Source organism: Embleya sp. NPDC020886, assembly GCF_044333915.1.
In the GTDB taxonomy this organism is placed as follows: Bacteria; Actinomycetota; Actinomycetes; order Streptomycetales; family Streptomycetaceae; genus Embleya.
The window spans coordinates 309,738-322,519 of the sequence record NZ_JBIRRX010000003.1 but is presented as its reverse complement, the minus strand read 5'-3'; the positions used below and the strand labels follow the sequence as shown (position 1 = coordinate 322,519).

The following is a 12,782-nucleotide window of genomic DNA, read 5'->3' as shown; positions in this document are numbered from 1 at the left end:
CCTCCGGCCGGTCCCGGTCCGGCTCCCGTCCCGTCGGTGCACTCGGCGGCCGTCGCGGGGCCCACCCCGAGCGCCACGCGGCGGCGCCGTCGACGCCGATCGCATCGGGCACGGCGCTCACGGTGCGGTCTCCGTCGGGTCGTCGGCCGGGTAGCGGATCTCGACGGTCCAGCCGGCGGTGGGTGCCAGGGGGCGCAGGTGCCGCAGGGCCATGCGTTCGGTGAGGTCCTTCGGGACGAGGCAGTCGGCGCAGGCGGACGGTCCGGCGTCGACCGTGATCAGCACGTGGTGGTCGGCCGGGCGCACGCAGGTGAGTCGGTAGTCGTCGGCGGCGAGCGCCCGGGCCAGTGGGGCCAGCGCCTGCGATACCGCGTCGTCGGTGATGTCCGGGTGGGTCATGGAGTACTCCGTTCGCGTGAAGTGCGCGGTCGGCGCGGGTCGGCGGCGGTCAGTGCGTGTCGAGTGGCGGCCGACTGCGGGAGAGGAACGCGCCGTTGTCGGACAGGAGGAACTGTCCGGTGGTGTGGGCGGCGAGGTCGGAGGCGAGGAACAGGACGAGGTCGGCCAGGTCCTCGGGGGCGGACAGTTCGCCGCCCAGCGGGATGGCGGCGCGCAGTGCCCGGATGTAGTCGGCGGTGAGGGCGGCCTCGACCTCGCGGGTGAGGGTGGTCCCGGGGGCGACCGCGTTGACGCGGATGCCGTGTGGCGCGAGTTCGACCGCGAGGGTCCCGGTGAGGTGGTTGACCGCTGCCTTGGCGGCGCCGTACGGGGCCAACCGGGGGGCGGGGCGGGTGGTTTCGCCCGAGCTGACGTTGATGATGACGCCGTCGGTGCGATCGCGGATCATCGCGGCCGCCTCGGCGCGGCAGGCGTACATCGTGGTGAGCAGGTTGCCCGTGACCACGTCCGACATCGCCTGCGGCGTCCAGTCGACGAACGGGGCGGCGGGGTGGTTGCCCATCATGCCGACGTTGTTGACGGCGATGCGGAGGCGGCCGAGGGTGCTGCCGGCTTCGTCGACGAGGTCCTGTACCTGCTGCGGATCCCGCATGTCGCCGATCAGCGCGAGGGCCGATCGGCCGACGCCGCGCACGAGTTCGCAGGTTTCCCGGGCTGCCTCGGGGACGATGTCGGTGACCGCGACGTGTGCCCCCGCCCGCGCGAGCCGGACGGCGATAGCCCGGCCGATTCCCGCACCGCCGCCCGTGACCAGGGCGACGCGGTCGGTGAGGTTCGTCGGGTCCGGCACGGTTGGGGTCTCCACTTCGTTCGGTGCGGCGAGGTGAGTGCTCGGCGGGCCGGCTCGGGCCGTTTCAGGCGGCATCGGGCGCGGAGGGGGTGGTCGTCGCGAGGACCAGGGCGTCCTCCAGGGCTTCGAGGGCCATGGCGTCGAGTTCGTTGTCGGACGAGCCGCCGAGCGGGCCGCGCACGGTGAGGACGCGTGCCTGGGGCATGCCGTACAGCGAGGAGACCTGGCGGGCGATCTCGGTGAAGCCGGCGGTGGCCAGCAGCAGGGTGGGGATGCCCGCCTGTTCCAGCACGACGGTGTCGTGGCAGCTCCACGAGGTGCACGAACCACAGTCCGCCGAGCCGGTGATGATCAGATCGGCCGATTCGCGCAATCGGTCGAGCACTTCGGGTTCGGCGGGCCGGGCCGCGCTGAACTTGGGGATCTCCAGCGTCACGACCGCGCCGGTGCGTTCGGCGAGCAGTCGGGCGACGGCTCCCTGGATGTAGCCCGCGTGCGGCTTGAGGTTGTCCAGGACGGCGATGCGCGCGCCGGTCAACACCGGCAGTCCGGGGGCGAGTTGCTTGGCCGGTTCGCCGACCCGTCCGGACGGGTCGAGCAGGTGCACGGTCATCGGGATCTCCTCGACACGTTGGGGAAGGGGCGACAGGCGACAGGGCGGCGCTGCGGGCCGGTCAGTCGACGGGGACGGTGACGCTGCGGGTCAATCCCCAACTCGGCACCACCAGCGAGTGTTTGCCCGGCCCGCCCGCGACCAGGATCCGGATGTTGTCCGCGGACTCGGTCATCGGTTGCAGGTCGTGGTCGGCCAGGGCGCGTATCCACGGACGCCACAACGCGGACCGGAAGTTCGCCCGGAAATCGCCCGCGCGACGCCGCGCCTTCTCGAAGAGGTACGCCTGCACGTCCTGCCGCGCCCACCCCGCCGCCGCGATCGTGGCCGCGTGCTCCGGACCCAGGACGATGAAGTACTCGGCGCTGGAGACGACCGCGTTGTTCGTCCCGAACGTGGCCATCACGGTCGCCATCTTGTTCAGGATCGGCCCCGGCTCGCCGCGCGTCTCCATGTCGTGGATGTTGTGCGGGTTCTCCATCCCGGCCACGGTCACCGCGCTGCGCGACTCCAGCCCCAGCGAACGCGGATACACCGCCCAGGGGCTGGCGTCGGCGTTCTCGGCGAAGCAGAACGTGTACTTCGAGGGCTGCCCGTGGGTCGCCGCGTCCGCCAACCCCGCCTCCCCGGCGCCCTTGGCGGTGCCGCCGCCGATGTGCAGCAGGGCCAGGCGCACCGCGCGTCCCAGCGTCGCGTTCGCGCGGTTGCCCGGACCCAGCGTCCCGGTACCGGAGTTGAACCCGTGCGCGGCCACCGCCTGCCCGTGCACGACGACCATCACCGACACCGGGTGGGTCGTGGAGTTCACACCGCGCAGATTGAACTCCGGTGCGCACATCCCCCGGGTCGCGGCGACGAGCAGGGGCAACATGCCGGCCGCGCAGCCCGCCATCACCGCGTTCACCGCCAGCACCCTGGGCGTCGCCTCGCCCAGGCGCGGCGGCAGCACACCGATCACCTCGTCGGGATCGCCCGGGTATCCGGCGAGCATCGCGGAGACCCGTTCCTCGGTGGGGGCCACCACCGGCAACCCGTCCCCCCACCCGCGTGCCTCCAGCCAGGCGTACACGGTCTCGGGCAGATCGTCGGGCAGGGCGTGCGTGTCGGCGCCCGCGTCGGGGGCGGGTCCGGCCGGGGCGGAGTCGACCATGAGCATTCCTTGGGCTGAAGGGGCGGAGCGGCGAGTGGGTGTGAGGTTAGGGCGGCACGGACACGACCACAAGAGGTATCGTTCGAAATAACGATCTACTCATTCGAATATTCGAATCACTGCAGGATCTCGACGAAGGGCGCGGCATGGGCGACACGAACGCCGATACGAACGGCGATGCGAGCGACCCGAACATCCCGAACGGCCCGGACACCGTGATCGACGCGCATGTGCACGTCGTGTCGCCGGACACCCGCCGCTATCCTCTCGACGCCGGCACCGGCGACGGCACCGACTACTGGAGCGACGGCGGCTGTTCGGCCCCCGAAGTGCTCCGCACCCAGGCCGCCGCCGGTGTGTCGCGGACCGTGCTGGTGCAGGGTGTGGGGGCGTACGGCTACGACTGCCGCTACCTGCTCGACGCCGCCGCCCGCGACCCGGAGCGCACCTCGGCGGTCGTCGCCGTCGACATGGCGGATCCCGTCGCCGCCGCCCGCGGACTGCGCGGATATGCGAACGAGTCCTTCGTCACCGGCGTGCGGCTCTTCGCCGTCTCGGGCGGCCCGCAGGCCCCCGACCCGACCTGGCTCACCGACGACGCGTCGCAGGCCGTCTGGGACGTGGCGGCGGAAACGGGACTCACGGTCGTACTCACCGCGTTCACCCGGCAACTCCCCCTGCTGCGCCCGCACATCGAGGCCCGCCCGGCGCTGCGCGTCGCCCTGGACCACTGCGGATTCCCCGACCCCCGGTCCCGGCAGGCCGGGCGGGCGCCCGTCCGGGCCCTCGCCGACCTGGCCAATCTGCACGTGAAGGTCACCACGCATCTGCTCACCGCCGCCGAGGCGGCCGGAGAGGACCCGGCGGATGTCGTCGACGACCTGGCCGCCGCGTTCGGCGAGCACCGGTTGACGTGGGGATCCGACCACCCGCAGACCCGGACGCCGAACTACCCCGGCATGCTCGCGCTCGCCCGGCTCGCGATCCGGCGACGCGACGCGCCGGCCCGAGCAGCCGTCCTCGGCGGCACGGCCCGACGCCTGTGGTTCACCCGCGACGGCCGGACCGGATAGCCCCGATCGGGACGCCCGGCCGTTCCGAGCACACGCCGTCCGCGGGCGTGGTGCCCGAACCGAACTGCGGCGTCGGCTGGTCGACTTCGATCAGCCGATGGCGAGTGGATCGGCGAACACCCGGGCGAGGACGGTGGCGGCGGCCCCGCGTACCGCGCTCTCCGAGCCCAGTGCCGACGCGCGGACGGTGGGGACGCGGCCGCGCAGTCGGCCGCCGCCGCGGGCGAGGGCCGCCTCGATGGGCGAGATCAGGTGGTCGGCGAGGCGGGCGTGCACCCCGCCGAGCACGACCGTGTCCGGGTCCAGGAGGTTCACCGCGCCGATCAGCGCGATGCCCAGACCGCGCCCCGCGCGCTCGACGGCGAGACGCGCCTGGCGATCCTCCCGGCCGAGGCGGTCCAGCAGCTCGGCCACTCGCGAGGCGGACGTCGCCGCCGGGTCGTCGCCGGGCCCGCCGACCCGGGCCGGCGTTCCGGCGGCCGTCGGGACGCCGGCCGCGCGCATGACGGCGTCCAGACCCGCGTACTGCTCAAGGCAGCCGGCGCCGCCGCAACCGCAGGCCGGCCCGTCGGGGTCGACCACCACGTGGCCGAGTTCGCCGGCCGCGCCGTGCGCGCCCCGGAACAGGTCGCCGTCGACCACGAGTCCCGCGCCGATGCCGGTCTCGCCGGACAGGTACAGGTAGCTTCCCGCGCCCTGTCCCGCGCCGTAGCGCAATTCGCCCAGGGCACCCAGGTTCGCCTCATGGCCGCCGCCCTGGGACTCGGCGCGGCGGCGGGCGACATCGTGGTCTCCCTCGGCACCTCGGGTACCGCGTACGCCACTTCCCCCCACCCGACCGCCGACGCCGGGGGTGCCGTCGCCGGGTTCGCCGACGCCACGGGAGGGTTCCTGCCGCTGGTCTGCACGCTCAACGCCGCCCGGGTCCTGGACGCCGCCGCCGGCCTGCTCGGCGTGGACCACGGCCGGCTCGCCGAACTCGCCCTGTCCGCACCCTCCGGCGCCGACGGCCTGGTGCTGGTGCCGTACCTGGCCGGCGAGCGCACGCCCGACCTGCCGCACGCCACCGGCGCCATCCACGGCCTCACCACCGCCACCGCGTCCCCGGCCCACCTCGCCCGTGCCGCCGTCGAGGGCATGTTGTGCGGACTCGCCGACGCCGTCGACGCGCTGACCGCGTCGGGCGTCACCGGTCGGCGGATCGTCCTCACCGGCGGCGCGGCGCGCTCGGCGGCGGTCACCGACATCGCGCCCGCCCTGTTCCAACGCCCGGTCCACGTACCCGAACCCGCCGAGTACGCCGCCATCGGCGCCGCCCGCCAGGCCGCCTGGACCCTGACCGGCGACCCGCACCCACCGAACTGGGGGACGTCCGGCGACACCCATCGCCCGCACCGCGACGACGCCGCCGTGCGCCGCCGATACGCCGCGGCACGCCCGCACATCCTCGACCGCGCGGATCCCCACCGAGCCTGAGCGGCGGCCCGGCGACCCGGTTGCGAAAGGGTCAGCCGAGGCGCCGCGCCAGCGCGCGGCCGGCGGCGCGGCCGGAGAAGATGCAGCCGCCGAGGAAGGTGCCTTCCAGGGCGTTGTATCCGTGCACGCCGCCACCGCCGAAGCCGGCCACCTCGCCGGCCGCGTAGAGGCCGTCGAAGGGTGAGCCGTCCGGGTGGACGACCTGGGAGTCGAGGGTGGTTTCCAGGCCGCCGAGGCTCTTGCGGGTGAGGATGTGCAGGCGTACCGCGATGAGCGGTCCGTTGGCCGGGTCCAGCATGCGGTGCGGTTTGGCCACGCGAGTGAACCGGTCCGGCCAGTAGGCGCGGGCGTTGCGGACGGACATGAGCTGCAGGTCCTTGCCGTACGGGTTGTCGATCTCGCGGTCCCGGGCCCGCAGTTCGCCTTCGATCGCGGCCGGGTCCAGCGTCGGACCCGGATTGATCGCGTTCATGCCGTCGACGAGGGCGCGCGGCGTGTCGGCGACCACGAAGTCCTCGCCGCGGTCGAGGAACGCCTGCACCGGGCCGGGTGCGCCCTTCCTGGTCCGGGACAGCACCGCCTTGAGGTCCTTGCCGGTGATGTCGGGGTTCTGCTCGGACCCCGACAGCGCGAACTCCTTCTCCACGATGGCGCGGGTCAGCACGAACCACGTGTGGTCGTACCCGGTGCCGACGATGTGGCGCAGCGTGGCGAGTGTGTCGTGGCCGGGGAACAGGGGCGCGGGCAGCCGGTGTCCGCCGGCGTCGAACCACAGGGACGACGGGCCGGGGATGATGCGGATCGCGTGGTCGGGCCAGATCGGGTCCCAGTTGCGGATGCCTTCGGTGTAGTGCCACATCCGGTCCTGGTTCACCACCGAGGCCCCGGCGCGTTCGGTGATGCCCAGCATCCGGCCGTCGACGTAGGCCGGGACGCCGGTGATCATCGACGTGGGCGCGGGGCCGATCCGGTCCACCGGCCAGTTCCCGCGCACCAGTTCGTGATTGCCGCCGATGCCGCCGGAGGTGACGACGACGGCCTGCGCGCGCAGTTCGAACTCGCCCGCGGGCTCGCGCGAGGAACGAACGCCGCGCGGTTCGACGGACGGCGCGAGCACGGTGCCGCGCACGCCGACGACGGCGCCGCCCTGCACGAGCATCTCGTCCACCCGATGCCGGTACCGGAACGTCACCAGGCCCCGCGCCGCGGCGGCCAGCACCGGCTCCAGGAACACCCGCAGCACTTCGGGCCCGGTGCCCCAGGTCAGGTGGAAGCGAGGTACCGAATTGCCGTGCCCCCTCGCGGTCCCCGCGCCGCGCTCCGCCCAGCCGACCGTCGGCATCACCCGCAGCCCCAGGTCGTGCAGGTAGCGGCGCTTCTCGCCGGCGGCGAAGTCGACGTACGCGTGGGCCCATTCGCGGGGCCGGCGGTCCTCGCGGTCCCGGTCGAACCCCGCCGAGCCGAACCAGTCGGCGAGCGCGAGCTCGTGCGAGTCCTTGATACCCATCCGACGCTGCTCGGGACTGTCCACGAAGAACAGGCCGCCGAGCGACCAGAACGCCTGGCCGCCGAGATTGGCCTCGTTCTCCTGGTCGACGACGAGCACGCGTCGCCCGGCCCGGGTCAGTTCGTACGTGGCGACCAGACCTGCCAGTCCGGCACCGACGACGATGACGTCCGCGTGATCGGTCACGGCCCAACCTCCTCGATCGGCGTGTTGTGGGCGTCGGGTGTGTTCCCCGCGCCGGGGCCGGCCATGTTCTTCGCGGAGCCGGGTCGGTCGTCGGGGAAGCCCTCGTACCCGGTCGGGGCGAGGGCGGCGGCGAGGGCACGTCGCCATGCGCCCGGTTTGACCAAGGCGGCGAAGTGTTCGGCGAGTTCGCCGGGCATGTCGACCTCGTCGGGTTCGAGCAACCACTGCACCTGGAGGCCGTCCATCAGCGCGACGGCGGCGCGGGCGGCCCGGGCGGGGACCACGCCGGCCCGCAGTTCGCCCTTGCGGGCGGCGTGTTCCAGGGCTTCGGCGATCCGGGTGCGGACGCGTCGGTAGCGGGCGACGAAGTAGGGGTGCGCCGGGTGGTCGGCCGCGGTCGCCTCGGCGGAGACGATGCAGTACAGCTCGACGATGCCGCGGTGGGTGGAGTTGTAGCGGGCCAGTTCCACCAGCCCGACCAGCGTGTCCAGACCGGTGATGCCGTGCCGCGAGGCGACCCGGTGGGCGATGCCCTCGCGGTGTTCCAGTACCGCCGCGAGCAGCGTTTCCTTGTTGTCGAAATGGTGCAGCATGCCGGCCGGGCTCATGCCGACCAGCATGGCGATCTCGCGGACGGACCCGGCGCGATAGCCGGACCTGCCGAACGCGGCCAGGGCGGCGTCCAAAATCTCGGTACGACGCGCCTCTGTCTTGGCATACGCGCCACGCTTGCGCCCCGCAGCCGAACGACTCGGCAACTCGACACGCGCCTTCGCCGCTCCGCCCGCCGTTTCGGATGACGCGGTCACGCGCCGCCTCCTCGCTGTTCGGTGGCCTCATGCGGATGGCAGCGGCCCGCGGAGAAGGAACTCTATCGGCCGTTCGGTTTCCCACCAAGGCTGAAAATCTTTCACTTGCTCGGTTTCCATCACCGCGACGGCCGCTGCGCCGCTCGACAGGGGTGTCCCGAACCGGGGCCGGTCCGGCAGCACTTGGTGGACCGGTCCCGGTTCAGGGGAGGGGTCAGTGCTTGAGCGTGAAGGTGAAGTCGTCGGAGAGTCTGCTGCTCAAGCGGACCGCCGACACGAGCTTGCCCCGCGTGATCGCTCGCTCGACCTCGGCCCGGGAGAGGCCGAGCCCTTCGGCGATCAGTCGCACCGGTCGGACCGGTATTCGCGCCGCGAAACGCACCGAGACGTCGATCGCCTCGCCGTCCGGACGATCCGCCCCGCCGGTGTCCAGGCGCCAGGCGTGGTCCCGGTCGAGGGCGATGCGATTGCGGCGCCGCACCGCCGGACCCCGAAGCAGCTCGGCGGCCGGATCGAGGTCGTTGTCGTGCAGCCGGTCCAGCAGTTCGGGTCGCACGGAGCGCACGTTCGTCCGCTCCAGGACGGTGAGCTTCGCCGTTGCCCCACACGCCGTACAAAGCGCGAGGAGCCAGGCATCGATGAGCTTGTGGTGCGCGTTGACGCGAAATTTGCCGTCGGCTGGGAAGTGCTCGGACCCGCACGCATGGCCCCGTGGGCCTGCGATGCGCAGGCCCCACGGTCGTTCCACCCTCCGTCGCCCTCGCCGACCCACGGCCCGCGACCCCGGACCGCCGCCTGCACCCCGTCGGCCGACACCCGCACCCGCCGGGCAATCTCCGCGTTGCTTCCGGATCGGCCGATCGTTGGTTGGGGAGGGCGCGCCGTCGGGCCGCCGCGGTCGGTGCCACTTCAGTCGGGAGCGCACGTGGACGACGGGGACGAGATGCAGGCCGTACGGCTTGCCGCCGGGGGCTGTTCGGCCAGGGCGTTGGCGGTGGTGGCGAGGCTCGGCATCGCCGACCTCGTGAGTGGCGGAGCGATGTCCGCGCACGAGATCGCCCGGCGCACGGAGTCGGATCCGGAGGTCCTGGCCCGGGTGATGCAGACGCTGGCGTTGTACGGGGTCTTCACCCGGGACACGAACGGCGGATTCGCGTTGAGCGAGCACTACGCGTCGCTGCGCGCCGATCATCCGCGGTCCGTCCGCAACCTGTGCATCCTGACGGCGGAAACGTACGACGACGCCTTCGCAGCCCTCCTGGGCACGGTCCGCACCGGGCACTCCGGCTTTCACCGAGTCTTCGGCATGTCGCTCTACGAATTCCTGGAGAGCAGTCCGGACACCGGCGAAATCTTCGACGCGGCGATGTCGGAGCTGGCTCGCCCGACGGCGGCCGCGCTTGCGCAGGAGTACGACTTCGCGCAGGTCGACACGCTGATCGACGTCGGCGGCGGCGACGGCACGACGCTCGCCGGGGTGCTGGCCGGCCATCCCCACCTGCGCGGGGTGTGTGTCGATCGGCCGGCCGTGTGCGCCCGGGGCGAGGCGACGCTGGGCGCGTCCGCCGGACGGCCGATCGCCGACCGGATCTCCTTCCGGGCCGCGGACATCTTCGAGGAGGTGCCGGCGGGCGGTGACCGGTACCTGCTGAAGAACGTCCTGCACGATTGGTCGCCGCAGACGTGTGTGCGCCTGCTGACCGCGGTGGGCCGGGCCATGCGCCGCACCGCCGAAGCCCGGGAGCCCGGTCTCGGCTCGCCCCGGCTGCTCGTGCTGGAACCGCTGCTGGACCAGGAGTCCGACGCCGCCCATGTCCTGTTTCAGATGGTGATGTGCGGCAAGGACACGGGCGGCTTCGGCGAGCGGGATCTGCGCGCACTGCTGGAACGGGCGGACCTCGAACTCCTGTCCACCTGGCGATCGGCCGGTGGACACCACGTCTTCGAATGCGAGCCGAAGGGCTGACCGCCTACAGTTCGACGAGCAGCTTGCCTCGGCTGCCCGCCCGGTTCAGGTACAGGCCCTGGTATGCCTGCGGGATGTTGTCGAAACCGTAGTGCACGGTCTGGTCGTAGGTGATCTCACCGTGCCGGATCAGACCGCCCAACTCGTGGTGCAGCGCGGCGAAGTCCTCGTCCGTGTACCAGTCCTGCGCGTAGATGCCGCGAATCGTGGTGCGCGGCCGCATGATGTTCTCCAGCAGGCGCGGGCCGACCCGATCGCCCCCGACCGTGCTGTCCCACTGCCACGACACCGCCACCTGGCTGTACCGGTTGAGCATGGTGAACACCGCGTCGGTGATCGCGCCGCCCATGTTGTCGAAGTACTTGTCGACACCGTCCGGCGCGGCCTCCCGCAGTGCCGCGTGCACCTGCTCGGGGTCGTGCAGGCGCGTGTAGTGCACCACGGCGTCGAAACCCAACTCCCGCAGGTACGCCGCCTTCTCCGGAGTGCCGGTGGTGCCGATCACCCGGGCACCGGCCCGCTTGGCCAGTTGCCCGACCAGGGATCCGATGGTTCCGGTCGCGCCACTGACCACGACCGTGTCGCCGGCTTCGACGGTGAAGAACTTGGCCATCGTCCCCCAGGCCGTCAACCCGGGAACTCCCAGCACTCCCAACGCCGTCGTGATCGGCAGCGTGTCGTCGTAGTGCTCCGGGTGGAGCTTGCGGTACGGCGTGACGTCGAAGAGGAACGAGCCGGTGTCCCAGACGTAGGCCCTCCCGTCGCCGACCACATGGGTGCGCCAGCCACCGAACCCCTCCACCAGGTCACCGGGCCGGAAGGGGGCGTCCGGCCCCGCATCGAGCACCTCCATGATCGACAGGCCGGGCGCGTGCTCGCCCAGCGGGGTCACCTGTGCGAGGCCGTTCAGGAAGGGATCGACGGAGACATGCCGGGTCCGCAGGAGCATCTCGTCGTCCCCGAACGGGAGATCGACGTCCTCGACCACCTTCTCGTACATCCGGTCGACGTCGGGCACACCCGCGGCGTGCTCTCGGACCACCCATTTCTCAACCTTCATCGACTACCAACCTCCTGTGTGACGGGGATGACGACGTGGGTCGGGGCCGGCGCGCTGTCGTCGATGTCGGCGGTGAACGTCCTGCCGTCGTCGCGACAGATGAACTGCACGACGTGGCGCCCGGCCGCGGCGGCCCGGATCAGGCCGCCGGTGGTGGCCCACACTCCGGACAGATAGAAGTTCGCCAGGCCGGGAAGAGTCGGCCCGTTCTTCTTGATCTCCTCCTCCAGGGTCTCGCCGCTCTCCACGAACGGCTGCCAACCGAGCACCGTCCCGTCGTAGTTGCCGGTGTACCGAACCTGGGTGAGCGGGGTCGACAGGTCGCGCACCGCGATCGCGTCCTTGAGCCCGGGATGGCGTTCGTCCAGGAACGCCACCAGGGCATCGCGCACTTGATGCTTGGCCGCGTAGTACTCCCGCCCGTGACGCAGCGGCAGGGTGTGTACGTTCCGCCCCCGGTGCCGGCGGGTGCCCTGCTCCGGCCGCCCCTCGTTCAGGTCCCGCCAGGGGGCCGTGTCGGAGAAGTAGGTGGCGTAGACGACCGTGCTCGCCTCGGGGGACAGTTCCGGGTAGTGCCTGCTGCGGAACTGCACGTTGATGCTGGCATGGCGCAGGCCGGTCAGCTTGGTCGCCAGCGCCTCGTCCAGCAGGTGGGTGGTGCACGGTTCGCTCTGCGGGAAGGGGCGTCTGAGGCCGAGGAAGAGCATCACGTAGCCGGGGAAGACCATGCCCGGTTCCTTGATGGTGCTCGTGTACAGGCGCCGGTAGGTGTCGTTGAGGTAGCGACCGCCCAGGAAGCGCATGGTCGTGGTGTGCCCGTCGCACGCGGATACCACGATGTCCGAGCGGAACTCCCGTCCGTCGCTGAGTCGCACCCCCACCGCGCGGTCGTTCTCGATCAGCACCTGTTCGACCTTGGCGTTGTAGGTCACCTCACCGCCGAGGCTTCGATAGCGCCGCTCGATCGACTTGGCCAGTCCCAGGGAGCCGCCCTCGGGGACGCCGGCGGACAGGTTGGCGTGCGAGGCGAGTTGGAAGTAGAACGGCAGTACCGGGAACGCGGCGTGCTTCTCGTACAGGATGAAGTTGAACGCCTCCCGGAGCAGCGGGTCCCGGAAGCGTGCCGAGTAGTCCGTCATCAGCGTCGTGATCGAGGTGCGGATGACGTTGAAGTACGGCAGGAACGAGGCCAGCATGCGCCAGCGTTCGACCCGGCCCATCAGGCCGACCGGTTTGAGGAAGGGATAGACGGCCAGGCACTTGCGAAACGCCCGCAGGCCGGCGCAGAAGTTCCGGATCAGCTTGGCGTCGGGGGGCGAGATCTCCAGCAGGTGGCGTTCCAGGCGGTCCGGATCGGAATAGAAGTAGACGGCTCGGCCGTCCCGGCCGCGCACGATGTTGAAGACGTCGAAGTGGCGCATCTGTTTGCCCTGGAGGGCGCCGAGTTCGAGCCAGATCTGGTGCATCTCGTTGCCCGGGCCGTTGCCCAGGAGCCAACTGATGCAGCAGTCGAAGGTGAAGTCGCCGCGGTCCCAGGCGGTGCAGCAACCGCCGGGGAGTTCGTGCATCTCGAAGATCGAGGTCCGGTATCCGTTCATCTGCGCGTAGCATCCGGTGGACAGGCCACCGAGGCCGGCCCCGATGATGATCATCGACTGCCTGTCGTGTCGCGATCGCGGCATGATCCTGTGCC

At 71.6% G+C, this 12,782-nt stretch carries 13 protein-coding genes; 3 read left to right on the top strand and 10 right to left on the bottom strand.

Going from position 1 to position 12,782, the window contains the following annotated elements; all coding sequences use genetic code 11:
• Positions 1-117 precede the first annotated feature (117 nt).
• The 4 genes from ACH4U8_RS12315 to ACH4U8_RS12300 form a co-directional block, all read right to left on the bottom strand.
• Complete coding sequence (locus ACH4U8_RS12315; protein WP_360306958.1) at positions 118-399, bottom strand: hypothetical protein; 282 nt, start codon at positions 397-399, stop codon at positions 118-120.
• A 49-nt stretch (positions 400-448) separates the two neighbouring features.
• A complete protein-coding gene (locus ACH4U8_RS12310; RefSeq protein ID WP_395777363.1) occupies positions 449-1,249 on the bottom strand; it encodes an SDR family NAD(P)-dependent oxidoreductase in 801 nt (266 codons plus the stop codon).
• A 64-nt stretch (positions 1,250-1,313) separates the two neighbouring features.
• Complete coding sequence (locus ACH4U8_RS12305; protein ID WP_360306952.1) at positions 1,314-1,862, bottom strand: hypothetical protein; 549 nt, start codon at positions 1,860-1,862, stop codon at positions 1,314-1,316.
• Positions 1,863-1,923: 61 nt separating this feature from the next.
• A complete protein-coding gene (locus ACH4U8_RS12300) occupies positions 1,924-3,012 on the bottom strand; it encodes a hypothetical protein (protein WP_395777361.1) in 1,089 nt (362 codons plus the stop codon).
• 146 nt (positions 3,013-3,158) lie between these two features.
• On the opposite strand from ACH4U8_RS12300, the gene ACH4U8_RS12295 reads away from it, so the two are divergent.
• A complete protein-coding gene (locus ACH4U8_RS12295; RefSeq protein ID WP_395777359.1) occupies positions 3,159-4,085 on the top strand; it encodes an amidohydrolase family protein in 927 nt (308 codons plus the stop codon).
• Between the two features lie 90 nt (positions 4,086-4,175).
• Here the strand turns inward: ACH4U8_RS12295 and ACH4U8_RS12290 are convergent, their stop codons facing one another.
• Positions 4,176-4,802 carry an ROK family protein gene (locus tag ACH4U8_RS12290; RefSeq protein WP_395777357.1) on the bottom strand — a complete coding sequence of 209 codons (627 nt, stop codon included), beginning with the start codon at positions 4,800-4,802 and terminating at the stop codon, positions 4,176-4,178.
• Between the two features lie 27 nt (positions 4,803-4,829).
• On the opposite strand from ACH4U8_RS12290, the gene ACH4U8_RS12285 reads away from it, so the two are divergent.
• Entirely contained in the window at positions 4,830-5,561 is a 732-nt protein-coding gene (locus ACH4U8_RS12285; RefSeq protein ID WP_395777355.1) for an FGGY-family carbohydrate kinase, read from the top strand.
• Positions 5,562-5,592: 31 nt separating this feature from the next.
• On the opposite strand, the gene ACH4U8_RS12280 is transcribed toward ACH4U8_RS12285, so the two are convergent.
• The 3 genes from ACH4U8_RS12280 to ACH4U8_RS12270 all read right to left on the bottom strand — a co-directional run bounded on the left by ACH4U8_RS12280 (position 5,593) and on the right by ACH4U8_RS12270 (position 8,811).
• Positions 5,593-7,254 carry an FAD-binding dehydrogenase gene (locus tag ACH4U8_RS12280; protein ID WP_360306935.1) on the bottom strand — a complete coding sequence of 554 codons (1,662 nt, stop codon included), beginning with the start codon at positions 7,252-7,254 and terminating at the stop codon, positions 5,593-5,595.
• Entirely contained in the window at positions 7,251-8,063 is an 813-nt protein-coding gene (locus tag ACH4U8_RS12275) for a TetR/AcrR family transcriptional regulator (RefSeq protein WP_395777353.1), read from the bottom strand. The genes ACH4U8_RS12280 and ACH4U8_RS12275 overlap by 4 nt, the downstream gene beginning before the upstream one ends.
• Positions 8,064-8,277: 214 nt before the next feature.
• Positions 8,278-8,811 carry a DUF1062 domain-containing protein gene (locus tag ACH4U8_RS12270; protein WP_395777351.1) on the bottom strand — a complete coding sequence of 178 codons (534 nt, stop codon included), beginning with the start codon at positions 8,809-8,811 and terminating at the stop codon, positions 8,278-8,280.
• A gap of 177 nt (positions 8,812-8,988) precedes the next feature.
• Between ACH4U8_RS12270 and ACH4U8_RS12265 the strand changes: the two genes are divergently transcribed.
• Entirely contained in the window at positions 8,989-10,029 is a 1,041-nt protein-coding gene (locus tag ACH4U8_RS12265; protein ID WP_360306926.1) for a methyltransferase, read from the top strand.
• Positions 10,030-10,033: 4 nt separating this feature from the next.
• On the opposite strand, the gene ACH4U8_RS12260 is transcribed toward ACH4U8_RS12265, so the two are convergent.
• Positions 10,034-11,089 (bottom strand): zinc-binding dehydrogenase, encoded by a 1,056-nt coding sequence (locus tag ACH4U8_RS12260; RefSeq protein ID WP_395777349.1) that lies wholly within the window; start codon positions 11,087-11,089, stop codon positions 10,034-10,036.
• Positions 11,086-12,741, bottom strand: coding sequence for a phytoene desaturase family protein (locus tag ACH4U8_RS12255; RefSeq protein WP_395778197.1), 1,656 nt, complete (start codon positions 12,739-12,741; stop codon positions 11,086-11,088). Before ACH4U8_RS12255 ends, ACH4U8_RS12260 begins: the two co-directional genes overlap by 4 nt.
• Positions 12,742-12,782: the final 41 nt, after the last annotated feature.

Excerpts from the sequence above, each read along its gene's own strand:
- ACH4U8_RS12255 (WP_395778197.1), bottom strand. The coding sequence starts at position 12,741 with ATGATCATCATCGGGGCCGGCCTCGGTGGCCTGTCCACCGGATGCTAC.
- ACH4U8_RS12295 (WP_395777359.1), top strand. The coding sequence starts at position 3,159 with ATGGGCGACACGAACGCCGATACGAACGGCGATGCGAGCGACCCGAAC.
- ACH4U8_RS12285 (WP_395777355.1), top strand. The coding sequence starts at position 4,830 with ATGGCCGCCGCCCTGGGACTCGGCGCGGCGGCGGGCGACATCGTGGTC.
- ACH4U8_RS12300 (WP_395777361.1), bottom strand. The coding sequence starts at position 3,012 with ATGGTCGACTCCGCCCCGGCCGGACCCGCCCCCGACGCGGGCGCCGAC.
- ACH4U8_RS12260 (WP_395777349.1), bottom strand. The coding sequence starts at position 11,089 with ATGAAGGTTGAGAAATGGGTGGTCCGAGAGCACGCCGCGGGTGTGCCC.
- ACH4U8_RS12305 (WP_360306952.1), bottom strand. The coding sequence starts at position 1,862 with ATGACCGTGCACCTGCTCGACCCGTCCGGACGGGTCGGCGAACCGGCC.
- ACH4U8_RS12315 (WP_360306958.1), bottom strand. The coding sequence starts at position 399 with ATGACCCACCCGGACATCACCGACGACGCGGTATCGCAGGCGCTGGCC.